The 23,505-nt window shown below is 65.0% G+C and carries 22 protein-coding genes and 1 pseudogene; 12 read left to right on the top strand and 11 right to left on the bottom strand.

The genetic code is table 11. The features are described from left to right. Positions 1-105: 105 nt before the first annotated feature. From VIR62_RS07830 to VIR62_RS07815, 4 genes are all read left to right on the top strand, one after another. On the top strand, positions 106-1,986 hold the full coding sequence (locus VIR62_RS07830) for a 2-oxoacid:acceptor oxidoreductase subunit alpha (protein WP_431870169.1): 1,881 nt from the start codon (positions 106-108) through the stop codon (positions 1,984-1,986). A 73-nt stretch (positions 1,987-2,059) separates the two neighbouring features. Then, a complete protein-coding gene (locus tag VIR62_RS07825) occupies positions 2,060-2,185 on the top strand; it encodes a hypothetical protein (protein WP_431870168.1) in 126 nt (41 codons plus the stop codon). Between the two features lie 4 nt (positions 2,186-2,189). Continuing rightward, on the top strand, positions 2,190-3,212 hold the full coding sequence (locus VIR62_RS07820; protein ID WP_431870166.1) for a 2-oxoacid:ferredoxin oxidoreductase subunit beta: 1,023 nt from the start codon (positions 2,190-2,192) through the stop codon (positions 3,210-3,212). A 16-nt stretch (positions 3,213-3,228) separates the two neighbouring features. Further along, the gene (locus tag VIR62_RS07815) at positions 3,229-4,569 is read left to right on the top strand and encodes a class I SAM-dependent methyltransferase (protein WP_431870165.1); all 1,341 of its coding nucleotides are present in this window, start codon (positions 3,229-3,231) and stop codon (positions 4,567-4,569) included. Positions 4,570-4,575: 6 nt separating this feature from the next. Here the strand turns inward: VIR62_RS07815 and VIR62_RS07810 are convergent, their stop codons facing one another. Continuing rightward, positions 4,576-5,289: an SDR family NAD(P)-dependent oxidoreductase gene (locus VIR62_RS07810; RefSeq protein WP_431870163.1), complete on the bottom strand. Its 714-nt coding sequence runs from the start codon at positions 5,287-5,289 to the stop codon at positions 4,576-4,578. Between the two features lie 101 nt (positions 5,290-5,390). Continuing rightward, positions 5,391-6,848: an amidophosphoribosyltransferase gene (purF, locus tag VIR62_RS07805; RefSeq protein WP_431870161.1), complete on the bottom strand. Its 1,458-nt coding sequence runs from the start codon at positions 6,846-6,848 to the stop codon at positions 5,391-5,393. Between the two features lie 159 nt (positions 6,849-7,007). Between purF and VIR62_RS07800 the strand changes: the two genes are divergently transcribed. The 3 genes from VIR62_RS07800 to VIR62_RS07790 are packed head-to-tail and all read left to right on the top strand — an operon-like array spanning position 7,008 to position 9,853. Beyond that, on the top strand, positions 7,008-7,520 hold the full coding sequence (locus VIR62_RS07800) for a hypothetical protein (protein ID WP_431870159.1): 513 nt from the start codon (positions 7,008-7,010) through the stop codon (positions 7,518-7,520). Between the two features lie 42 nt (positions 7,521-7,562). After that, positions 7,563-8,018, top strand: a complete 456-nt coding sequence (locus tag VIR62_RS07795) for a MerR family transcriptional regulator (protein WP_431870158.1) — start codon at positions 7,563-7,565, stop codon at positions 8,016-8,018. Positions 8,019-8,059: 41 nt separating this feature from the next. Next, entirely contained in the window at positions 8,060-9,853 is a 1,794-nt protein-coding gene (locus VIR62_RS07790) for an acyl-CoA dehydrogenase C-terminal domain-containing protein (RefSeq protein ID WP_431870156.1), read from the top strand. 12 nt (positions 9,854-9,865) lie between these two features. Here VIR62_RS07790 and VIR62_RS07785 read toward each other — a convergent pair whose 3' ends face one another. After that, entirely contained in the window at positions 9,866-10,600 is a 735-nt protein-coding gene (locus tag VIR62_RS07785; RefSeq protein ID WP_431870154.1) for a DUF4336 domain-containing protein, read from the bottom strand. Between the two features lie 126 nt (positions 10,601-10,726). Here VIR62_RS07785 and VIR62_RS07780 point away from each other — a divergent pair, with 126 nt between their 5' ends. Together VIR62_RS07780 and VIR62_RS07775 are read left to right on the top strand one after the other, a co-directional pair. Next, positions 10,727-12,826, top strand: coding sequence for an ATP-binding protein (locus VIR62_RS07780; RefSeq protein WP_431870152.1), 2,100 nt, complete (start codon positions 10,727-10,729; stop codon positions 12,824-12,826). A gap of 247 nt (positions 12,827-13,073) precedes the next feature. Then, positions 13,074-13,415 (top strand): UrcA family protein, encoded by a 342-nt coding sequence (locus tag VIR62_RS07775; protein ID WP_431870150.1) that lies wholly within the window; start codon positions 13,074-13,076, stop codon positions 13,413-13,415. A gap of 49 nt (positions 13,416-13,464) precedes the next feature. On the opposite strand, the gene VIR62_RS07770 is transcribed toward VIR62_RS07775, so the two are convergent. Both VIR62_RS07770 and VIR62_RS07765 read right to left on the bottom strand, forming a co-directional pair. Continuing rightward, positions 13,465-14,193, bottom strand: coding sequence for a metallophosphoesterase family protein (locus VIR62_RS07770; protein ID WP_431870148.1), 729 nt, complete (start codon positions 14,191-14,193; stop codon positions 13,465-13,467). Beyond that, a complete protein-coding gene (locus VIR62_RS07765; protein WP_431870146.1) occupies positions 14,177-14,965 on the bottom strand; it encodes a hypothetical protein in 789 nt (262 codons plus the stop codon). Before VIR62_RS07765 ends, VIR62_RS07770 begins: the two co-directional genes overlap by 17 nt. A gap of 93 nt (positions 14,966-15,058) precedes the next feature. On the opposite strand from VIR62_RS07765, the gene VIR62_RS07760 reads away from it, so the two are divergent. Further along, positions 15,059-15,523 (top strand): PH domain-containing protein, encoded by a 465-nt coding sequence (locus VIR62_RS07760; RefSeq protein ID WP_431870144.1) that lies wholly within the window; start codon positions 15,059-15,061, stop codon positions 15,521-15,523. Then, the gene (locus tag VIR62_RS07755; RefSeq protein ID WP_431870142.1) at positions 15,520-16,992 is read left to right on the top strand and encodes a PH domain-containing protein; all 1,473 of its coding nucleotides are present in this window, start codon (positions 15,520-15,522) and stop codon (positions 16,990-16,992) included. The genes VIR62_RS07760 and VIR62_RS07755 overlap by 4 nt, the downstream gene beginning before the upstream one ends. Here the strand turns inward: VIR62_RS07755 and cysK are convergent. From cysK to VIR62_RS07740, 3 genes are all read right to left on the bottom strand, one after another. Further along, positions 16,956-17,873: a cysteine synthase A gene (gene cysK / locus VIR62_RS07750; RefSeq protein ID WP_431870141.1), complete on the bottom strand. Its 918-nt coding sequence runs from the start codon at positions 17,871-17,873 to the stop codon at positions 16,956-16,958. The genes VIR62_RS07755 and cysK overlap by 37 nt on opposite strands. Beyond that, positions 17,870-19,138, bottom strand: coding sequence for an MFS transporter (locus VIR62_RS07745; RefSeq protein ID WP_431870139.1), 1,269 nt, complete (start codon positions 19,136-19,138; stop codon positions 17,870-17,872). Before VIR62_RS07745 ends, cysK begins: the two co-directional genes overlap by 4 nt. Positions 19,139-19,542: 404 nt before the next feature. Then, entirely contained in the window at positions 19,543-19,860 is a 318-nt protein-coding gene (locus VIR62_RS07740) for an EthD family reductase (RefSeq protein WP_431870137.1), read from the bottom strand. Positions 19,861-20,006: 146 nt separating this feature from the next. On the opposite strand from VIR62_RS07740, the pseudogene VIR62_RS07735 reads away from it, so the two are divergent. After that, positions 20,007-20,561 (top strand): annotated as a pseudogene (locus VIR62_RS07735) (hypothetical protein). A gap of 328 nt (positions 20,562-20,889) precedes the next feature. Here the strand turns inward: VIR62_RS07735 and VIR62_RS07730 are convergent. The 3 genes from VIR62_RS07730 to VIR62_RS07720 all read right to left on the bottom strand — a co-directional run. Beyond that, on the bottom strand, positions 20,890-22,341 hold the full coding sequence (locus VIR62_RS07730) for a pyridoxal phosphate-dependent decarboxylase family protein (protein WP_431870135.1): 1,452 nt from the start codon (positions 22,339-22,341) through the stop codon (positions 20,890-20,892). A 106-nt stretch (positions 22,342-22,447) separates the two neighbouring features. Further along, positions 22,448-23,137, bottom strand: coding sequence for an aspartyl protease family protein (locus tag VIR62_RS07725; protein WP_431870134.1), 690 nt, complete (start codon positions 23,135-23,137; stop codon positions 22,448-22,450). 132 nt (positions 23,138-23,269) lie between these two features. Further along, a partial coding sequence (locus VIR62_RS07720; RefSeq protein ID WP_431870132.1) for a hypothetical protein occupies positions 23,270-23,505 on the bottom strand: 236 nt, incomplete at its 5' end.

Here is a 23,505-nt window from a genome sequence, read left to right as displayed (position 1 = left end):
CGCGCACTATGTTAGGTTCCTTAAGCGAACTCCGGCGGGCTCATCCATTGTGGCGGGCCGAAGCAGGGGCTAGGGGTCGCCGAACGATTGCTTTGAAGGACTGACATGGCGACGGCCACCCATCTCGTCACCCCTGAAGACGCCCAGGCGACGGCGCCGCTCGAATCCGTCGTCGTGCGCTTTGCCGGCGATTCCGGCGACGGCATGCAACTGACGGGCGGCCAGTTCACCCTCTCGACCGCGCTAGCGGGCAACGACCTTGCCACCTTCCCAGACTTCCCGGCGGAAATCCGAGCGCCACAGGGGACGACCTTCGGTGTTTCCGCTTTCCAGATCAATTTCGGCTCCTCGGCGATCGAGACGGCCGGCGACGCGCCCGACGTGCTGGTCGCGATGAATCCGGCGGCGCTCAAGACCAATGTCGAAGCGCTGAAGCCTGGCGGCCTCATCATCGCCGACGAGGGCGAGTTCGGCGCCCGCAATCTCGCCAAGGCGGGTTATGACGCCAATCCGCTCGAGGATGACAGCCTCGCCAGGTGGCAGCTCGTCCATTTCAATATCAGCCAGCTCACTCTCGAGGCCGTGAAGCCTTTCGGCCTCGGCAACAAGGAGGCGCTGCGCTGCAAGAATATGTGGACGCTGGGCCTCGCGCTCTGGATGTTCGACCGCGAACGCGGGCCGATCGAGGATTGGCTCAAGACTAAGTTTGCCAAGATGCCGGTGCTCGCCGAGGCCAATATCGCGGCGCTCGCCGCCGGCCACGCCTATGGCGAGACGGCGGAGATCGGCGGGCAGCTCCATCAGCAGCACATCGACGCCGCCCCCGCCGAGCCTGGCCTCTATAGGACCGTCACCGGCGCTGAATCCCTGTCACTCGGTCTCGTCGCCGGCACGCAACTCGCCGGGCTGCCGATGTTCTTCGGCGGCTATCCGATCACGCCTGCGAGCGCGATCCTCCACCATCTCTCGCGCCTCAAGGAATATGGCGTGACGACCTTTCAGGCCGAGGACGAGATCGCCGCCATCGGCAGCGCCATCGGCGCGAGCTTCGCCGGGTCGCTCGGCGTCACGTCTTCTTCCGGCCCCGGCATCGCGCTCAAGACCGAGGCGATGGGCCTCGCGATCATGACCGAGCTGCCGCTCGTCATCATCAATTCCCAGCGCGGCGGCCCTTCGACCGGCCTTCCCACCAAGACCGAGCAGTCCGACCTCTATCAGGCGGTCTATGGCCGCAACGGCGACGCGCCCATGCCGGTGATCGCCGCCCGGTCGCCCGCCGACGCCTTTGACTGCGCGATCGAAGCGGTGCGGATCGCGACCCAATATATGACGCCGGTGATGCTCTTGACCGACGGCTATATCGCCAATGCGGCCGAGCCCTGGAAGGTGCCGGACATGGGCGGCTACGAGCCTTTCCCGGTCCATTTCCATGATCAGGCGCCGGCTGAAGGTGAGAGCGTAAACCCCTATGCCCGCGACGAAAAGCGTGCGCGCGTCTGGATCAAGCCGGGCACGCCGAGCCTGATGCACCGGATAGGGGGTATCGAGAAGAATGTGGGCACTGGCCATATCGACTATGACCCGGCGAACCATCAGGCGATGACGGAAATGCGCGCCAACAAGGTGCTCGGCGTCGCCGACTCCGTCGCACCGCAGGAGGTGTGCCTCGGCGAGGAGGGCGGAAAGCTCGCGGTGGTCGGTTGGGGCTCCACCTACGGTCCTATTCATCAGGCCGTTCGCCGGATGCGCAAGCGCGGTCTCGATGTGAGCCACATCCACATCCGCCATATCTGGCCGCTGCCGAAAAATTTGGGCGGTCTGCTAAGGTCTTATGAGCGGATCATCGTTCCCGAGATGAACACGGGACAGCTCAAGACCGTGCTCCGCGACCAGTTCCTCGTGGATGCGAAGCCGCTCAACAAGATCTCCGGCCAACCCTTCAAGATCGCCGAGATCGAGGCGGCCATCGAGGAGGCGTTATCGTGACCGCTCCGTCGCTTCGTCACCCCAGCGGAGGCTGGGGTCCAAACGGCTGCCGACAATGCGTGGCGTACTCAGCTTGGATGCCAGCCTTCGCTGGCATGACGGTGGAAGGAGGCCGGTCATGACCCAACGCCCCATCACGCTCGTCATCCTGCTCATCCTCGTGCTACTGCTGATCTTTTACCTGTGGGGCTGGATCTGATCCGATGAACGAGATGACCAAATTGACGCCGAAGGATTTCGCTACCGATCAGGAGGTGCGCTGGTGCCCCGGCTGCGGCGACTATGCCGTGTTGAAGGCCGTGCAGCGCACCATGCCGGAACTGGGCGCGAAGCCTGAGAATACGGTGTTCATCTCCGGGATCGGCTGCTCGTCGCGCTTTCCTTATTATATGGAGACCTACGGCTTCCATACGATCCACGGCCGCGCGCCGACGATCGCGACGGGGGTGAAGCTCGCCAATCCGGAACTCGACGTGTGGATCATCACCGGTGACGGCGATGCGTTGTCGATCGGCGGCAACCACACCATGCATGTCCTCCGTCGCAACCTCGATTGCCAGATACTCCTTTTCAACAACGAGATTTATGGCCTTACGAAAGGTCAATATTCTCCGACGTCACGGGTCGGCACCCGGTCGCCCTCGACGCCCTTCGGCTCGGTCGACCGGCCCGCCAGCCCCTGCGCCTTCGCGCTCGGATCGGCCGGGCGTTTCGTTGCCCGCGCGATCGACGTCAGCAAGCATCTGCCCGACGTGCTGAAGGCCGCGCACCAGCACAAGGGCGCCGCCTTTGTTGAAATTTTCCAGAACTGCATCGTCTATAATGACGACGTCTTCGCGCCCTTCACCGCCAAGGAGAATGCCGGCAGTCAACTCTGGCTCAAGGCCGGCGAACCAATGCTGTTCGCGGGCGGCACCAAGGGCCTGACCCTGGACCGCGAGGCGCTGACCCTGAAGGTGGTCGACGTGGCGGACGGCGATTGGGGGGCGGCGGGCGTCATCGTCCATGATCCAAGGAACAAGGCCGTCGCCCACATGCTGGTCGACATGCCGTTCGGCGCCTTTCCGATGGCCCTGGGCGTCATCTACGACGATCCGCGCCCGACCTTCGAGAGCGCCGTCGTCCAGCAGAATGCCGAAGCGAGCGCCGGCAAGACGCCGGACCTCCAGGCGCTGGTCGGCAAGGGCCAGAGCTGGATGGTCACCAAGGAACCGCACGCCATCTGACCTTGCGAGGAGGGGTGTGAACCAGCAGCCGACCCATCGCGGCCGCCATCTCGTCGCCGCCGACCGCGCCTTCGCGACCGGCGGGGGCCTGCTGGCGCGGTTGTTCGGCGGTGGTTTTCACAAGCTGATTGACCGCATCGATGCGGGGCTCCTCGAAGGAGGGATCGATACCACGCTCCCGGACGGCAGCCATCGCATCCTCGGCGGGCGCAAGCCGGGACCGATGCCGATCGTGCGCTTGCACAGCTGGCGCGCGCTGGTCCGGCTGATGACGTCGGGATCGGTGGGCTGGTACAAGGCCTGGACGCTCGGCGAATGGTCGAGCCTCGATCCGGTTCCGCTCTTCGATCTCTTCATGCGCAATGGAGAGAGCCTGGGCGCCATCGCGCGAGCCAAGGGCTGGTGGCGCTTCGTCAACCGCGGCATTCACTACCTCCGTCGAAACAGCCGGACGCGGGCGCGCGAGAACATCGCCTTCCACTATGATCTCGGCAACGATTTCTACGGCGTCTGGCTCGATCCGGGCATGACCTATTCGAGCGCCCTCTTTGATCCCGTCCCGCAAGCGGGAGGGGATCAAGGGGAGGGGCTGTTGCTCCGGGACAGGCCCTCCCCCAGCCCCTCCCGCGAGCGAGAGGGGAGCCTCGAAGCGGCGCAGGCTCGCAAGATTCGCGCGCTTCTTGACCGCCTCGACCTCAGACCCGGTCAGCGACTGCTCGAGATCGGTTGCGGTTGGGGCTCGCTCGCCGAGATCGCGGCACGGGATTATGGCGTCCAAGTCGTCGGCCTTACCCTTTCCGAGGAGCAGAAGGCCTATGCGGACCGGCGGATGGCGGCGGCGGGCCTGACCCACCGCGTTTCCATCCAACTCACCGACTATCGCGACGTCGAGGGGCAGTTCGACGCCGTGGCCAGCGTCGAAATGGTCGAAGCGGTGGGTCAGGCCTATTGGCCGGCCTATCTGCAGGCGATTGCCGGGGCGCTGAAGCCCGGCGGCAAGGCGGCGATCCAGCTTATCTCTATCCGGGAGGCGCTATTCGACGCCTATGCCGCCAGCGCCGATTTCATCCAGACCTACATTTTTCCAGGCGGCATGCTGATCAGCGAACTGCGCTTCCGCGCCATCGCCGCCGAAACAGGCCTAAGCTGGCATGACCGGTACGGTTTCGGCCTCGACTATGCCCGCACTCTGAAAATCTGGCGCGAACGCTATGACGCGGCGGTAGCGGAGGGGCGACTCCCCGCCGGTTTCGATCAGGCCTTCCACGATTTGTGGCGCTATTATCTCATGTATTGCGAAGGCGGCTTCCGCGGGGGCGGGATCGATGTCGCCCAAGTGACGCTGGCAAAACGATAGAGGGCGTCAGGAGCCGACTTCGAGCCGGTGGCCGGTCTCGAAGTCGTCTTTCAGCATCTTCATCACGGCGTCCGCCACCACGCTCGGTGTCTTGAGGCTCGCCGGATCCTCGCCTGGATAGGCGCGTGCGCGCATCGTCGTCGCGGTCGAACCCGGATCGACGATGGCGGTCCGGATCGGAGCGATGTTACGTACTTCCTCGCCATAGCTGAGGACCAGGGTCTCCAGCGCGGCCTTGGACGCTCCATAGGCGCCCCAGAACGCGCGGGGATTGCGCCCGACGCTCGACGTGATCGCCACCAGGCGCCCGGCCTCGCTCTTGCGCAGCATCGGGTCGAAGGCGGCGATCAACGCCTGCTGGGCCAGGACGTTCAGTGTCAGAACCTTGTTGAATTCCTTTCCGTCGATGCTGGGAACGGGCGTCAGGCTCCCCAGCATCGCCGCGTTGAGGACCAGAAGGTCCAGCGCTTCCCAGCGTTCGCCGACCGCTTTTGCCAGCCGGCCGATGCTCTCGCCGTCGGTAAGATCCAGAGGCGCGATGGTGGCGCTGCCGCCCGCCGCGTGGATACGCTCTTCGACATCCTCGAGGCCGGACGCCGTGCGCGCCGTCAGAACGACATGCGCCCGTTCGCGTCCAAGCGCCTCGGCGATCGCCGCGCCGATCCCCCGGCTGGCGCCCGTTACCAGCGCCAGCTTTCCTTCAAAAGAACGCTTGGTCATTTCTCTCTGCTGTCATGCTGAACTTGTTTCAGCATCCATGCTCGTGACGCACTGGATGCTCGAAGATGGACCCTGAAACAAGTTCAGGGTGACGGAGGGGATTAAGCGTAGCGTTCGGACAGGAGCGCCAGCTGGTCGGCCGGCTCATGTTCCTCATGGTCGGTAAGCCGCGTCGGATAGTCGCCGGTGAAGCAGGCGTCGCAATGTTGCGGCTGCGCCTCGTCGCGTACGTCCTCGCCGAGCGCACGATAGAGACCGTCGATCGAGAGAAAGGCAAGGCTGTCGGCGTTGATATAGTCGGCCATCTCGGCGACATTCATCTGCGCGGCGAGCAGCTTCGCCCGCTCCGGTGTGTCGACGCCGTAGAAGCAGCTATGTCGCGTCGGCGGGGAGGCAATCCGCATGTGGATCTCCTTGGCGCCGGCGTCGCGCAGCATCTGCACGATCTTGAGGCTCGTCGTCCCTCGCACGATCGAATCGTCGATGAGGACGATGCTCTTGCCCTGGATGAGCGCGCTGTTGGCGTTGTGCTTGAGCTTGACGCCGAGGTGCCGCACCTGATCGCCCGGCTGGATGAAGGTCCGTCCGACATAGTGGGAGCGGATGATGCCCAGCTCGAATGGGATGCCCGATTCCTGAGCATAGCCGATCGCCGCCGGAACGCCGCTGTCGGGCACCGGCACCACATAGTCCGCCTCGACCGGGTTCTCGATCGCCAGCTCCGCGCCGATGCGCTTCCTCACCGAATAGACGGAGGAACCGTCGACGATACTGTCCGGCCGCGAGAAATAGACATGCTCGAAAATGCAGGGTCGCGGCCGAACCGGCGCGAACGGCCGGTGTGATTTGACGCCGCGTTCCGAGACGATGATCAGTTCGCCCGGCTCGACCGAGCGGATATAGGTCGCGCCGACCACGTCCAGCGCCACCGTCTCCGAGGCGAAGATGTAGGCGTCGCCGAGACGTCCCATCACCAGTGGACGGATGCCGAGCGGGTCGCGGCAGGCGATCATGCCCTCGCTGGTGAGGCAGACGAGGCTGTAGGCGCCCTCCACCTGCTTCAGCGCATCGATGAAGCGGTCGAGCAGGGTCCGGTAGGTCGAGGTCGCGACCAGATGGATGATGACCTCGGTGTCGGAGGTCGACTGGAAGATCGAGCCGCGCCGGTTGAGCTCGCGCCTGAGCTTCAGCGCGTTCGAGATATTGCCGTTATGCGCCACCGCGAAGCCGCCCGAGGCGAGTTCGGCGAACAGAGGCTGGACGTTGCGGAGCGCCGTCTCGCCGGTCGTCGAGTAGCGGACATGGCCGATTGCCGCCTGCCCGGCGAGGCTGCGGATGATGTCATCGCGGTCGAAATTCCCGGCCACATGGCCCTGCGCGCGATGGCTGTGGAAGCTCTTGCCGTCCCAGCTGGTGATGCCGGCGGCTTCCTGGCCACGGTGCTGGAGCGCGTGGAGGCCGAGCGCGACCACAGCCGACGCCGTATCGGCGCCCCAGATGCCGAATACGCCGCATTCCTCGCGTAATTTGTCGTCGTCGAAAGGATGGGTGGTCAGCATCGTCCTGCCTGTGATCGCCCGGTATGCCGCGCATATAGGGTCGCGATTCCGGTTTGTCGCCCTATTGTCATTAAATCGTTCGGGAAAGATGCGGCTTTCCCTGGCACGGCTTGCCCGAACGAACGCTGGATGTCAGTCTCCCGGCCCCAAGGAGGCAGGATGAAAAGACTTCTGATCGCGCTCGTCCTGGTCGGCGCCTGCGGCACAAGCGAGGAACAGGCCAACCAATCCGGAGCCGAGGCCCAGCCCGGTGACGCCGTGGCCGATGCAGTCCGAACGGCGGGCCTGACAGGCCTTTACGAGGGGAAGGCGGGGAACCAGACGAACCAGCTCTGCATCGTCGACCGCGGCAGCGGCGACGCCCGTTTCGGCCTAGTGGTGTGGGGGGGCAACCTGCATAGTTGCTCGGGCACGGGCAGCGCGGTGCGGGAAGACGGCGTGCTCCGTCTCGCCATGGCCGGCGACGAGACCTGCACGATCGAGGCGACGATCGAAGGCGGCACCGTGACTCTGCCGGATACCGTGGCCGATGGCTGTGCTTATTATTGCGGCGCTCGAGCGCGCCTGACCGGCGCCGCCTTCACCCGCACCGGCACCACCGCCGAGGACGCGATGAAGGCCGTCGATCTCGTCGGCGAGCCGCTCTGCGCGGGAATGTCGCCGGCAGGCTAGACGAGATTGACGTTGACGTGAACGTAAACTAGCATGCCACCCATGCCCCAATCCGCTCTCCACGCCGATTTCCGCCACGCGGAGCACAGCACCCAGACCTATTCCATCACCGACCTTTGCGAGGAGTTCGGAGTCACCGCCCGGGCCTTGCGCTTCTATGAGGATGAGGGGCTGATCGCCCCGGAACGAGTCGGCCTCTCCCGCCTCTATTCGTGGCGCGACCGGGCGCGCCTGGCCTGGATCCTTCGCGGCAAGCGCGTCGGCTTCAGCCTTGCCGAGATCCGGGAGATGATCGACCTTTACGATCGCGGCGACAATCGCGAGGCTCAGCGCCGCGTCACGATCGCGAAGTGTCAGGATCGGGTCGAGCTGCTGAAGGAGCAGCGCGTCGACATCGACGCCACCATCGACGAGCTCGAACGCTTCATCGACATGGTGCGCACCGCCGAGACCAAGGGTGGCAAGACGCGCTGGAAAAAGCCGCCGGCCAAGGCCTGACGTCTTCTTTTTTATTTCATTGCTTCACCAGGAGCCCTTGAATGCCGAGCTACACCGCCCCGGTTCGTGAAACCCGCTATATCTTCGACCACCTGCTGAACCTGGAGCGCTATTCCAACCTTCCGGGATTCGAAAACGCCACGCCTGACATGATCGAGGCGATCCTGACCGAGGGCGCGCGCTTTGCCGAAGAAGTGCTCCAGCCGCTCAACCAGGTCGGCGACGAGCATGGCTGCGTGCGCCACGACGACGGCTCCGTAACCACGCCGCCGGGCTTCAAAGACGCCTATGCGCAGTTCTGCGAAGCGGGTTGGCCGACGATCGCGGCGCCGATCGAATATGGGGGTCAGGGGCTTCCCCATGTCATCGCCACCGCGCTCACCGAATATCTCGTCTCCGCCAACCAGTCGTTCGAGATGTACAACGGATTGACCCAGGGCGTCGTCGCCGCCCTGCTGATCAAGGGGTCGGACGAGCAGAAGCAGGCCTATCTGCCGAAGCTCGTCTCGGGCGAGTGGGGGGGCACGATGAACCTCACCGAGCCGCATTGCGGCACCGATCTCGGCCTGCTGCGCACCAAGGCGGAGGAACTGGGCGACGGCAGCTACAGGGTCACCGGCACCAAGATCTTCATCTCGTCCGGCGAGCATGACCTTACCGACAACATCATTCACCTCGTTCTCGCCAAGCGCACGGGCGCGCCGGACAATGTGAAAGGCATCTCGCTCTTCCTCGTGCCGAAGTTCCTGTTGAATGAGGACGGCATGCCCGGCGAGCGGAACGGAGTCTCCTGCGGTTCGATCGAGGAGAAGATGGGCATCCACGGCAACTCGACCTGCGTGCTCAACTATGACGGCGCCACGGGGTGGCTTGTCGGCGAGGCGGAGAAGGGCTTGGCCGCGATGTTCATCATGATGAATGCCGCGCGCCTCGGCGTCGGGCTCCAGGGCTTGGCCCAGGGTGAGGTCGCCCGTCAGAACGCCGTCCAATATGCCAAGGACCGCCGCCAGGGCCGTGCCCTAACCGGCGCCAAAGAGCCGGAAGAGAAGGCCGATCCGCTCTTCGTCCATCCCGACGTCCGACGCATGCTGATGGAGGGCAAGGCCTATAACGAGGCGGCGCGCGCGCTCATCCTCTGGGGATCGCTCCAGGTCGATCTCGCCCGCAAGGCGCAGACCGAGGAGGAGCGGGAGGCGGCCAACGACCTCATCTCGCTAATCACCCCCGTCATCAAGGGCTTCCTCACTGACAAGGGCTTCGAGGTCGCCGTCAATTCGCAGCAGGTCTATGGCGGCCACGGATATATCCGCGAATGGGGCATGGAGCAGTTCGTTCGAGATGCGCGGATCAATATGATCTATGAGGGGGCAAATGGGGTCCAAGCGCTGGACCTCGTCGGCCGCAAGCTCGCGCAGAATGGCGGCCGCGCCATCCAGGCCTATTTCACGTTGTTGGCGCAAGAGATTGCCGAAGTGAAGGGCGACGACGCCATTTCGGCCCTCACCACCACGCTGGAGAAGGCCGTGGGCGATCTCCAGACCGCAACGATGTGGCTTATGCAGAACGGCATGGCCAATCCCGACAATGCAGGCGCCGCATCCTACAGTTACATGAACCTGATGGGCTACGTGACGCTCGGCCTCATGTGGCTCCGCATGGCCCGCGCCAGTGCCACTGCCCTCGCCGACGGCGCGGAGGATGCCGATTTCCACAAGGCCAAGCTCGTCACCGCCCGCTTCTACGCCGAGCGCATCCTGCCCAACGCGGGCGCCGAGCGGCGCAAGATCGAGGCGGGGGCGGGAAGCCTTATGGCGCTCTCCCCCGAAGCCTTTTGAGTTCGGCCGAGTTCAGTCCAGAAGCCACCGGAAGGCGCGGCGCAGCTCGGCGGCGCCGTCTCGCTCATACCAGCGGCCATGGGCGAGGATGATCCGCTCCGGATTCCATCCGATCATCGTTTCCACCGCCGCCTTCAGCGTCGCCTTGTCCTTGTAGGTCAAACGCATGTCGCGCGGCATCTGCCCGTCGGGGTGTTGGGCGCCGCCCAGTTTCGTCAGCCACCGCGCGAGAAGGGGGAGCTTCTCCGGCTCGAAATTCTCGATGAGATCGGTGAGGACCAACGTGCGGCTCGCGCGGTGGAAGAATTCCACCTCGGTCATATAGCTGCCGGCGATCGGCAGGGTCGCGATCTCCGCATCCCAGGGGTAGCTCGCGTCGCCGAGCAGGGTTCGGGTCTCGAAATCGATCCGGCTTCCGGCCTGCTCCCGGATGCGCGGAGCCAGCCAGACCTCCGCATTGGGAAAAGCTTCCCGCCACTCCGGGATCCACCAGTAATGGATGCGGTTCGGGCCGACGATCCAGCGCGGCGGTCCCAGTAGCTCGATCTCCGCTTCGAGATCGGCCGTCAGCGCCGTAGGCGAATGGACTACCAGGCCGCCCTCCAGCCGGATCACCGTCATCCGGGTTGGGAAAGGCATTTTCGGCCAGGGCATCCCGAATCGAATGACCGGTCCGTCGACGATCCAGAGCCCATCCGTCACCGGCTTTAGCGTGTTGAGCGGCGGATAGGCGATGCGGGGGCTCATGGTCTCCTTCTTCGGCCCCGGCGCCGGGTGACTGCATTTGCCAATTCGGGCATGACTATAAGGGCGGAAAGACCCTTCTCGTGCTTGCTTGCCCGCCTTTCACAAAGGCCTTAGTCTCGGCACCCCATGCCGCTTTCAGACGACCGCGTCCAGAATCCCGTCCTCAGCTCGCGCTCGCTGAAGCGCACGGTCGTGCTGATCGTCGCGTTCAGCCTGCTGCTGGTGGCGGTGACATGGGCGGCGGTGGTGGAACAGGCCCGGTTCGAGCGGCGTGAGGCGGTCGAATCCGCCATCCGCCAGAATACGAACAAGGCGATCGCCTTCGAGCAATATGTCACCCGCACGCTCGAGGCGGCGAAGGTCGCGACGCTCCATCTCAGCGACAAGCATGCCAGCATCGGCGGCACCGCGGCCAATCCGCGCTGGATAGACGATCCGGTCGTCAACAACGAGCTGTTCGATGTCGTCAGCGTCGCCGACGAGAAGGGCGATATCATCGCCACGACATTCAAGCCGCCGCCCGTCAACATGAATTCCGCCGATCGCGTCGGCTTCTATATCCATGTTCCGCGCGACAGTGGGCGGCTTTACATCGGCCAGCCGAAGAAGGTCTACACCGTCGGCGGAAGGGTGCTGATGGGCCTGTCGAGGCGGATCAATCATTCGGACGGCAGTTTCGCGGGCGTCGTCTCGATCCAGATGAATCCGGACAGGTTCACTGATTTCTACAGCGAGGCCGCGGTCCGCCCCACCGACGTGCTCTCGGTCATCGGCCTCGACGGCATCACCCGCGCGCGGCGCACCGGCACCAAGGCGAGCTCCGGCGAGGACCTGCGCGGCATGCAGGTGATGAAGGTTCAGGCACAGCATCCAAACGGCACCTATCTGGGGCCCGGCGGACTTGACGGAATTGTTCGCTACTTTAGCCACCGGCGTCTCGCGGACTATCCGCTCTTCGTCACCGTCGGCGTGGAGCGGGCCGAGATTCTGGCCCCGCTGATCGCGCGGCGGAACGCCTACTATCTCGTCGCCGGGCTGGTCACCGTCGCGACGATCGGCTTCGCGTGGTTGCTGATCAGCGGCCTCTACCGCCGGGAAAAGGCGGGCCTGGCGATAGCGAGTGCAAACAGCAGGCTCAGCGAGGCCCAGCGCATCGCCCAGATCGGGGATTGGGAGTATGGCATCCACGATGGCACCATTCACTGGTCGCCCGAGCTCTACATGATGTTCGAGCGCGATCCCGATCTCGGGCCGCCGAGCCAGGCCGAGATCCGCGACTATTTCGACGAGCCCAGTCAGGAGATCCTTGATCGCGCCCTGGACCAGGTCACCCGGACAGGGGAACCGCAGGAATATGAGCTTCGTGCGATCCTGCCCAGCGGACGGGTTTCCTATCGCAAGATTGTGGCCGTGCCGACAAGAAACGCCGAAGGCAGGGTCATGCGGTTGCATGGAACCGACCAGGACGTCACCGCGGCCAAGCTTCTGGAGATGCTGCAGGCTGAGGTGGCCCATCTTTCCCGTATCGACGCGATGAACACGATGGCCAGCACCCTGGCGCACGAGCTCAACCAGCCTCTGACCGCCGCCAAGAATTACCTGGTCGGCAGCCGCCGCCTGGTCGAGGATATCGAAGCCGAGGAGGCGGAGGTCGTGTCGGCGGCGATGCAGGGTGCCGAGCGCCAGATCCTGCTTGCGGCCAACATCATCCGCCGTATCCGGGAGATGGTCGCCGACCAGGGCTGCGCCTATGAGGAAACTTCGCTGTCGGAGATCGTCAACGACGCGCTTTCCCTGATCGCCGTCGCGAATGAATATCCGAGCCTGATGCTGACCCAGGAGATCGGGCCGGCGGCGGACATGGTGGTAGGGGACAAGGTTCAGATCCAGCAGGTCGTGATCAACCTCGTTCGCAATGCCTGCGACGCCGCCGTGGGGGTGGATAACCCCAGGGTCGTCATATCCAGCGAGCGCGCCGGCGGCGCGCAGGTCAGAATCTGCGTCACTGACAATGGACCGGGCATTTCGGAATCTCTCGACGATCTCTTCTCCCCCTTCACGACATCGAAGAAGAGCGGCCTCGGTCTCGGCCTCTCCCTGTCGCGGACCATCGTCGAGGCCCATGGCGGCCGCATCTGGGTCGACAGCAATGACGGCGAAGGCACGATGATGTGCTTCACGCTCCCTGCCGCCGTTGCCGCCGCGCCCGCCGCCGCCGTCGGCTGAGGTCGCTCCCCGCCTTCCAACGTCACTTGTCGAAGATAATCGACGACTTGTCGGCTGGTCGAGCCGAGTCACGGCGCCGTCGAAACGGATGGGCGCGAGCGATCCCCCTCCGGTAAATGATAATTGTGGCACTGGAAGTAACTGGCGGAAAGCCTGCGACTTCCGGGACCATGACAGGGGTTTCGCTACCAAGGGAGATGCCGTCATGAATAGAATCCATGTTGCAGCCGCCGGCATGGCGTTGGCCGTGACCGCCGTCGTCATTCCTGTCTCCGCCTACGCGCAGGCGCCGATCACCATCGAAGGGGAGGCGCTCCCGTTCGAATATGTCGGGTATTCGGATCTCAATGTTGCCAGCGAGGACGGGCTTGAGATGCTGCGAGGCCGTGTGCGCGGTGCCGCCAAGCGTCTTTGCATCAACGACGCGGTTCGGCAGTTGGAGCCGGTCCTTGAAGGCCGCCGCTGCTTTGCCGGGGCTATCGCCGGCTCGGAAGCGCAGATCAGCAGGGTCGTAGCCGCCCTCGAACGCGGCGAACGGTTTGCCTCCAATGCCGCAATCGCGGTGAGCGCCGGGAGGCCGCAACCCTAGTCGGAGTGGGGGCGGGCGCTTCTCCCCTCCGCGCCTGCCCCCCTTTACGCTAGACTTCGATCAACGCATAAGCCCGGCCCATCTCCGCCTTAACCACGAACTGGGCACAATTGTAGACGGGGATGCCCTTGGGCGTCGTGCCGCGATAAACGCCGCGATGGGCGTGGCCGTGAACGACCGCCTTCACATTGTCGAAGCGGTCGATCGCGTCGGCCAGCCGGGATGATCCGAGAAAGGGAAAGATCTCCAGCGGCTCGCCCTCCACGGTATCGACCACCGGTGCGTAATGGAGCACCGCGACGACCCGCTCGGTGCGCAGCGACCTGAGGGCATTCTCCAGCTTTCGCGCCTCCTCGATGGAGGCGTCGACAAAGGCCTTGATCGCGGGCTCGCCGAAGAAGCCGAGCTCGCCCCTGCCGAAGCCTCCGACGAAGCCCTTCACGCCGGCGAACCCGACCCCCTCTATCTCGACGGCTTGCTCACCCAGCATGGTGACGCCCGCGCCGTGAAGGATGTGGGCGACCTTCTCGGGTTGGCCGCATTCATAATCATGGTTGCCGAGGACGGCGACGATCGGGATCGTGCAGGCGTGCAGATCCTCGGCAAGGATCTCGGCTTCCTTCGTCTTGCCGAAGTTGGTGAGGTCGCCGCACAGGGCGAGCACGTCCGCCTTCTCGGCGATTTCGGCGAACAGGTCCCGGTAACGATGCTCGGAGCTTTCGGTCACGTGGAGATCGCCGATCGCCGCGATGGTGACGGTGTCAGGTCTTTCGCTCATGCTTCTCCTCGATGCCCTTGCCGACCACGTCGGCGAAGCCCCATTCGCTGATGTCGGTCACATAGTCGCGCGGGGAGAGCAGCCGTCCTCGGCAGACGCGGATATTGGCGGCGGGAAGCTCGGCCTGGGCGTGCAGCCGGTCAAGCAACTCGTCGAACAGCCATCGCGGGATCAGGTTGCGCTCCGTCGGATAGATGAAGCGAAAATTGAGGACGTGGATGAGCAGCACCTCCCAGTAGAGCTCGACCGCGTTGAGGAGGCGCTTCCAGTCGATCTGGTCGGGCTTTTTCAGGATGACATGGGCGATGTCGGCGCCGTCATAACGGTAGCGATCCTGGAGAAACATTTTCGACAGGATGAACTCCGTGGGCGGGGTGATGCGGACGGTCGTGCCATAGACCTCGACCTCATAAACCTCCTTGAACCACTCGTCGGTGATGGCGATGCTGGCGGTCGAGATGTTGTAGATGACGTCGAAGAAGTGCGGGCCGTCCCAGACCTTGCCGATCCAGCGCTCGTCCTCGACCTCGATCACATGGCCGCGCGCCTTGAAGAAGGCGAGAATGCGGGGCGCGTCGCTGGCCTTGCAGAAGACGTCGAGATCCTTGGTCGGTCTCACGATGCCGGTGAAGCAGGACAAGGCATAGGTGCCCGACAGCAGGAAGGGGACTCCCGATTCATTGAGAAGGTCCAGGCTCTTCGAATAGAATTCGACCGCATCGGGCGGAGGCTCGAAGATCGAGGCGTCGAGAATCTGGGGCTGATCGTCCATCGGACAAGGAGAACGGCGCTCGGGGCCAACCGTTCCGGTCCGCTTGTCGTTGCCGTCACGACCCAATAAGGCGGCAGGACGGGGAGGACGGACGTGATCGCACTGGAACGGGGCCAGCTCGGCGTGATGCGAGTGCATGCGTTGATCGTCGGCGTGTTCATCGTCGCCGTAGCGCTTGTCGCGGAAGCCATTCTGCACACCGCCGTCGCCGACCTCGTGTTCGGCGCCATCGGCCTGCCCGTGCTGCTTCTGATCGCCTATCCGGTGCTGGCCGCGCCCCCGCGCCGCTATCGCGCCTGGGGCTATCGGATCGATGCCGAGGAACTTCATATCGCGCACGGTGTCTGGACCCGGGTCGAGACGGTGGTGCCGCTGGCGCGGGTCCAGCATATCGACGTGTCGCAGGGGCCGATCGAGCGGAATTTCGGCGTCAGCCGCCTCGTCCTCCACACGGCGGGTACGATGCACAGCCGGGTCGTGCTTCCGGGCCTCAGCCGCGAGACCGCGGAGACCATCCGCGACGAGGTCCGCGCCCGCATCCGCGAGGACACCTTGTGAACGGCGGCACGATCGCCGACCGGCATGTGCATCCGGCGACCGTGCCGCTCCGCTTCCTGAAGGAGGCGCCGTCGACCCTGCTCGGCCTTCCCGCGGCTTTCGCCTACCTCTCCGATGTCGGCTGGGCGACCGTGCTCAGCTTCGCCGCGAGCGTTGCGGTCGTCATGATCTTCGTCAACTGGATAATCTGGAGCCGATTTCGATACGGGGTCGGCCCCGGCGAGATCGTCATCGAGAAAGGCCTGCTGCACCGGACGCGCCGCTCCATTCCATTCGAGCGCATCCAGGACGTCGATATCGAGCGTGGCCCGCTCCAGCGCCTGTTTGGCCTCGCCAAGGTAAAGATCGAGACCGGCGGTTCGGGCAAGGACGAAGGGCTGCTCGACAGCGTCACGCTCGCCGAGGCGGACCGGCTGCGCGGCATCATCCGGGCGGGCAAGGGGGCTCCGAGCCTCGGGGCCGAAGAGGTGCCCAGGGCGGAGCCCAGCCAGCTGGTCTTCGCCATGGATGTCGGGCGAGTGTTCGTCTCGGGCCTGTTCAACTTCTCGCTGCTCTGGATCGCGGGCCTGTTCGCGCTGCTGCAAACTTTCGACGACTGGCTGCCGTTCGACATCTACGATCCCGGCCGATGGGTCGGTCTTGTCGATCAGCGCATTGCCGGGCGGTTCAGCACAGGCGCTATCCTGGCGGTGCTGCTGCTGGCGCTGCTGCTGGGCGTCGTCACCGGCGTGGCCCGCACCCTGGCGCGGGACTTTGGATTTCGGCTGACGCTGGAGGGAGAGCGGTTTCGGCGGGAGCGGGGCCTGTTCACCCGCACCGAGGCGGTGATCCCGCGCCGGCGGGTCCAGCTGGCCCGGCTCCAGACCGGGCCGCTGAGGCGCCTCCTCGGCTGGTTCCAGCTCTATTTCCAGACGCTGAGCGCCGGCAAGGACGGAGGCGGGCATCAGGCCATTGCGCCGTTGGCGAACCAGAGCGAGGTTGCCGGCATTCTGGAGGAGCAGGGCGGTTTTCGCGTGCCGGACACCTCCGAACTGACGAGGGTGTCCAGCCGGCATCTGGTGCGGACGGTGCTGCCGCCGCTCGTCCCGATCCTGGTCCTCGCCATCCTGTTTCCGTTGGGCTGGGCGCTGCTGGCCGCCCTTCCACCGCTGGTGGCGGTCGCGCTGCTGGAGCGACGCTTTCACCGGTATGGGCTGCTCAGCGATCTGCTGTTCGTCCGGCGCGGCGTGTGGCGGCAGCAGCTCTGGATCGTGCCGGTGGCGAAGGTCCAGTCGCTGCGTCTCTCCCGCTCCTGGCTACAGCGCCGGCTCGGGCTGGCGACCCTGGCGGTGGACACGGCGGGCGCTCCGGCGATGAACGCGCCGCGCATCGTCGATGTCCGCGAGGACAGGGCGCAGGCCCTCGCCGCCGAGATTGCCGCGCGCCTCCGCGCTCAGGATTCCGGCAGGAAGTCCGGCACCGAGAGGTAGCGCTCGCCGGTGTCGTAGTTGAAGCCGAGGATGCGGCTGCCGTCGGGCAGGTCGGGCAGCTTCTTCGCGATCGCCGCGAGGCAGGCGCCGGAGCTGATGCCGACGAGCATGCCTTCCTCGCGCGCGGCGCGGCGGGCCATTTCCTTCGATTCGTCGGCCTCGACGGTGATCACCCCGTCGAGCACGTCGGTGTGGAGGTTGGTCGGGATGAAGCCGGCGGCGAGGCCCTGGATCGGGTGCGGGCCGGGCTGGCCGCCGGAGATGACGGCGGAAAGCGTCGGCTCGACGGCGAAGACCTTGAGGTCCGGCCATTCCTTCTTCAGCACCTCGCCGCAGGCGGTGATGTGGCCGCCGGTGCCGACGCCGGTGATGAGGACGTCGATGGGATTGGAGCTGAAGTCGGCGAGGATTTCGCGCGCCGTCGTCGCGGCGTGGACGGCGACGTTGGCGGGATTGTCGAACTGCTGCGGCATCCAGGCGCCCTGGGTGTCCACTATCTCCTGGGCGCGGGCGATCGCCGCCTTCATGCCGCCTTCCTTGGGCGTCAGATCGAAGGTCGCGCCATAGGTCAGCATCAGCCGCCGCCGCTCCAGGCTCATGCTCTCGGGCATGACGAGGATGAGCTTGTAGCCCTTGACCGCCGCGACCATGGCGAGGCCGATGCCGGTATTGCCGCTGGTCGGCTCGACGATGGTCCCGCCGGGCTTGAGTTTGCCGGTGCGCTCGGCATCCTCGACCATCGAGAGGGCGATGCGGTCCTTGATCGATCCGCCGGGATTGGCGCGCTCCGACTTGATCCAGACCTCGGCGGATCCGAACAGGCGGTTGACGCGGATGTGCGGCGTGTTGCCGATCGTCTCCAGGATGTTCGCTGCTCTCATGTCTTAAGCTCCTTCTCGAATATCGTGTCCGGCGGGTCGAATGTGCGGGCGCGCCTGATCTCGGGGAACCAGCGGGCCCAGAGGAGGGTGACGAGGATCGCGCCCGCGCCGCCGGCGACGACCGCCGCCACCGGCCCGATCAGCGCGGCGAGGAATCCCGACTCCGCTTCTCCCAGCTCGTTCGAAGCTGAAATGGTGAGCAACGACACGGCCGCAACCCTGCCGCGCTTGTCGTCGGGCGTGTGGAGCTGGATCAGGGACTGGCGGATATAGACGGAGAACATGTCCGCCGCGCCGGCGATGAAGAGCGCGACGAGCGACAGCGGCATCCATTTGGAGAAGCCGAAGACGATGGTGGCCGCGCCGAACACTACGACCGCGCCGAACATCTTCGGGCCGACGCCGGTCTTCAGAGGCCGGAACGAGAAGAACAAAGCCGTCAGCGCGGCGCCGGCGGCGGGGGCGGCGGCGAGCTGCGACAGGCCGGTGGCGCCGACCTGCAATATGTCGCGGGCGTAGATGGGGAGGAGGGCGGTCGCGCCGGCGAGCAGCACCGCGAAGAGATCGAGTGTGATCGCGCCCAGCACCAGCTTGTTGCGCCAGACATAATGGGCCCCGTCGACGATCTGCTGGATCGGATGGCGGTTTCGGTCGACGGGACTGCGGGGCACCGGCCCGATGAAAGAGAGGCCGATGAAGGCGAAGACTAACAGGATGGCGCTGGCGATATAGGCCGCGGGCGGCATCCAGGCATAGGCATAACCGCCGATGGCGGGGCCGACGATCATCCCCGTCTGCCAGGCGATGGAGGAAAGAGCGATGGCGTTGGGCAGCACTTCCTTCGGCACCAGATTGGGCGCGAGGGCGGAGAGGGCCGGCCCATTGAAGGCGCGGGCGACGCCGAGCAGCACCGCTACCGAGAACAGCACCGGTAGCGTCATCGCGTCGTACCAGGTGAAGGCGGCAAGGGTCGCGGTGCAGAGAAACTGAAGGCCCACGGTGGCGCGGGCGACGTCGCGCCGGTTCATATGGTCGGCGACCCACCCCACCGCCGGCGTCAGGAAGAACAACGGCAGGAACTGAAGCAGCCCGATAAAACCGAGCTGCGCCGCGCTCGCCGAAGGCCCCATCGTCTCGCGCGCGATATTGTAGGTCTGCCAGCCGATGATCAGGATCATGCCGTATTGGGCGAGCGTGGCGGTCAGCCGCGCGGCCCAATAGGCGCGGAAATTGGGGATGGAGAGGGGATGCGGGTGGGCGGCCATTGAGCGCGCTTAGCCGGGGCGGGGCAGGGCCGCAACGGGTGCCGGAAGAGCGGCGAAGATTACAAAGATTACACTATGGCGAGCTTTTCCGGCGGACGCTTTGGCGGCGAGGGGCCCTGTCCGGTCCTGGATCGACGCGCCATCGCTCCTAGCCTCTGCTATGGGGAGGCAAGAGAATAGGTCGAAGGCGACGAAGGCGCGCGACTCGAACATCGGCCAGTCTATGAGGGAAGAGGGCGGCGTAGGAACGTTCTTTCGAGCGAAGCGTGATTGCTTCGTCACACGAGCGGAGCGAAGCAATGCAGGATGGCGCAATGACGCTTTCCACCGCCGGTGCAGCCGCCTTCGGAAGTAAGACGTTCGACTGCCGTAGATATTTCAAGGGCGATGCAGCCTTCTGCTCGCTAAGCCCCAATCACCTCGTTCACCTGCACGACCGGCGGTATGTTCGTGAAGTTTGGAATGTCGCCCATGATCTCCGCAGCGTGCTCTCCTGCTATGGCCGCCTGAAAGCTTTGCATGGAGCTGAATCGGAGCAGCGCTTGAGCCATGAAGGGCGGCTCCCCGCCGTCCCCTCCGGCCACTCCCCGCAGTGCCTCGACTGTTTCCAAGCCTGATTCACCCCACCGCTGTATCAGCATTGGAAGGTGGGTTTCCTCGTAGTAGCTGAAGTCGAATGTCGCGCCGGGTCCACGTGGGTAGATAACGGTCACGGTCGTCATATTCGCATCCCCTTTGCGCAAGCGTCTCATAACGCGCGGGTGTCCGCAATTGATGTCGTGGACGGCGCTCCATCCGGCCGGCAATTTTGCTGGTCGGTGTGGAGAGGAGGACACGATGGATGATGTTGCGGTGATCGGGCGTCGATCTGGCGAAGTCGGTGTTTCAGGTTCACGGGATTGATGCGCGGGGGCAGGTGGTGCTGCGGCGGTGGCTGTGCCGGGCGAAGTTGCTGGGCTTCTTTGCCAGGCTGCCGCGCTGCCTCGTCGGCATGGAGACCTGCGCGAGCGCCAACTATTGGGCGCGCGAGCTGATCGCGCTTGGCCATGATGTGCGGCTGATGCCGCCGCAATATGTGAAGATGCGGTAATGGGCTGGGCGCCACGATGCCTCGGATGCCGAGGCGATCTGTGAGGCGGTCACCCGTCCGACGATGCGCTTCGTCGGGGCGTCGGGCGGCAAGGAGCGGCTCGGCGGGACCACCAAGGCCGGCGACACTTATCTGAGCCGGATGCTGTTCGTCGGCGCCATGGCGGTCATCCGCCACGCCGAGCGGCACGGCACGCGCCGGCCATGGCTGGTGAAGCTGCTGAGCCGCCGCCATCCGCGTGTCGCGGCGATCGCGCTGGCCAACAAGATCGGCCGGATCGCCTGGGCGCTGATGACCAGCGGCGAGCGCTATCGCGAGCCGGCCGCCGCCTAACGAGGGAGCGCAAATCAAGAGGTTGGCACGAGCAGGAGACTGGCTGACGCAAGCTGCCCGATGACGGGACCGATGATCCGGGGAGAACCCACTTACGACCCGGCGCTACAAAGCGCGTGCAATTGGTTGGGACCTACGGATCGGCGGACAAGGCATCATGGCCAGCGGCATAGGGAACGCCGCATCAACAGGTCGAAGACATGGCCGCATCCCAACACGGCAGCATAAAGCCAAGCCTGACTTGCTAACGGAGCGCCGTCCAGACAGGGTCGATTGCGCGCCTCGCGAGAGGGAGTGCCAGGTCGTCGAGCGCGCTCCGGAGCCAGCGTCAACGATCCGATGCGCCCTCAAGCTGAGCGACGCCGCGCAAAAGAGCGGCGATCGCTTCATCTACGTCTTCGATATGCGTGCGAAATGAGAGAATGGCGCATCGAAGCGTGTAATGGCCGTCTATGCGCGTGCCGCTCAGCATCACTCGGCCCTCGTCCTGCACATACCGAAGCAATCGCTCGTTAAAACGATCGGGTTCGCCGCTCTTCGGACGATATCGGAAGGCGACGACAGACAGGTCGGGAGGCGGGCCTGGATCGAACCCGTCGACCTCCTTCAGGCGGGCATGAAAATAGCGTGCAAGCGCCAGCTTTTCGGCCTGTGCCGCCCGGAAAGCGGACACTCCGGCGATTTGAAGGGGAAGCCATAAGCGCAGCGCCCGAAAGTGGCGTGTAAGCTCCGGCGACAGGTCGGCGGGCGAAGGTCCCACCTCGGAGTCTCCAAGCGGGCGGATATATTCGGCACTCGCGCTGAAGGCATCGAGCAGGTGGCGGCCCTCGCGCACGAGCACCGCGCCAGTCCCATAAGGCAGAAACAGAGTCTTGTGCGGATCCAGGGCGACGCTGTCGGCGAGATTGATCCCGGACAATATGTGGCGCCCTTCGTCGCAAAGGGCGAACAAGCCACCATAGGCGCCATCAACATGGAGCCAGGCACCGTAGTGGCGGCACAAACCGGCAATGTCAGCGAGCGGATCAACCGCCCCTGTATCCACCGTGCCGGCCGAGGCAACGACGAGCCACGGCCGGATCCCTGCGGCTCGATCCTGCTCTAAAGCCTCTTCAAGCGCCTCGACCGACATCCGGTGGCGCTCATCTGTCGCTATCATTCGCCTGGCGGCTTTTCCCCGGCCTGAAATGTGTAGGGCTTTGTCCACGCAATGATGAGCGAACCGTGTGGAATATACGGCGCCTCCGCCCTCGGAATCCTTGGCATCGCGCGCGGCGACGATCGCCGTCAGGTTGGCAATGCTGCCGCCGGAAGTCAGGGTGCCGGCTGCCCCTGCAGGGTAGCCGATGACGTTCGCCAGCCACTCCGTCGTGGTATTCTCCAGCCGCACTGCGCCGGGACTGGCCGAGGCGAAGCCGGAATATTTATTGGACACCGCCGCGAGAAAGTCCCCTATCGCCGAGTGGAACAGCCCGCCGCCGGGAATGTAAGCCATGAAACGAGGCGAGGTGGTGGCGAAGCCGGGCCGATCGACGCAGGCTGCGACATAATCGAACACCTCGGCCGCATCGCGTCCTTCCTCGGCGAATTCAGGATCGAGCCGGCGCGAGAAAACCTCCGTCCACGATCGGTTGGCCGGGGCCTCCGGGACCTGATCGAGATAAGCGAGGGCATGATCGAGGGCGCGGCTGCCAAGCTCTTCCCGGCGACCGTGATCCGGCTCCAGCGCTGCCATCGCTGCGCGCAGCCCGCTGATTTGCAGCTTCAGTTCGTCAAGCATGGCTCGGTTCAATCACACAGAAGAGTTCCGAGCGGAAGGGACCGCCCGCCACGGCTCGTCCCTGCCATCTGGTCATTCAGCTCTTCGGCTGCTTCGCCGACCGCTTTCAGCGCCTACCTCTGGCGGCCATTCGCCACGAACCCGTCCGCGGCGTCTCCAAAATCCCGCTATTGCCGGCCTGCGCGACGGCGGTTTCGGGCTGGGGCGCGTCCTCGTCGCACGGGCCGATGTCGGCATCGAGGCCGTCCACGGTCTTCAGGTAGAGGACGGAGTGTTCGACATCGATGATGGCCTGCTGATCGCGCATCACGTCCTGTCCGATAAGGCCCTGGATCGGCTGTTGATTGGTCGCCGCGATGGCCCTCACTATGTGGGACAGGTCCATCGCGTAGATCCGGCTCAGTTGCGTGCTGGTATCGCCGATCGCGAACCGGGCCACGTCCACCGGAGTGAATTGCACGACACCGGTCAAGGTCCCGGCGGCGCGGCCGCCCGCGGCCAGGCCCAGCCCGAAGGACTTCAGGTAGGGCGCGTGGACGATGGTCACCCCCGCGCCGGTGTCGACCAGGAAGGAGCCCACCCTGCCGTTGACTGTCACTCTGACCATGTGATGGCCGCTGGGCAGAGCCGTCATCGGGATCGATTCGAAGCCGAGGCGGCACAGGGATGCCGACAGCGGGGCTTGTGCGATCGCCGAATCGGTCCGGCGCGCCGCTACGGCCGGGTACAGCGCCGCGCCCGTCATCAGCATGAGTGAGAAGAAAGCGCCAGCGGCGCTCAGCTTATTGTGCCCCATTTCGTGATTGTCCCACGCCCGCCCTGCAATATGGTTAACGCCAAGCGGGGCGCGCGGGAAGAGGGGCCGGCACGGTGGCGGCTGATGGCGAACGTTTGATGCTTGGGTGTGGCCGATGCGACCCGGCGGCCGCTATCCGTGGCTCACAAAGCTATCCAGCACCCGCTTCCGCCCGGCGTGCTCGAAGTCGATTTCCAGCTTGTTGCCTTCGATCTCCGCCACGGTGCCGTAGCCGAATTTGGAGTGGAACACGCGTTGGCCCAGCGAGATGTCGCCGCGGCCGGGGTTGCCGAGGCTGACGGCGCTGGCGCGGGCTTCGAGGACGCGCGTCGGCGTGCGTTCGAAGCCGCCGCCGGTCGCGGCACGTT

The organism is Allosphingosinicella sp., from assembly GCF_036570505.1.
Classification (GTDB): Bacteria; Pseudomonadota; Alphaproteobacteria; order Sphingomonadales; family Sphingomonadaceae; genus Allosphingosinicella.
Note: the sequence above shows the minus strand (reverse complement) of the source record. Positions and strands in the feature narration are given on the sequence as shown.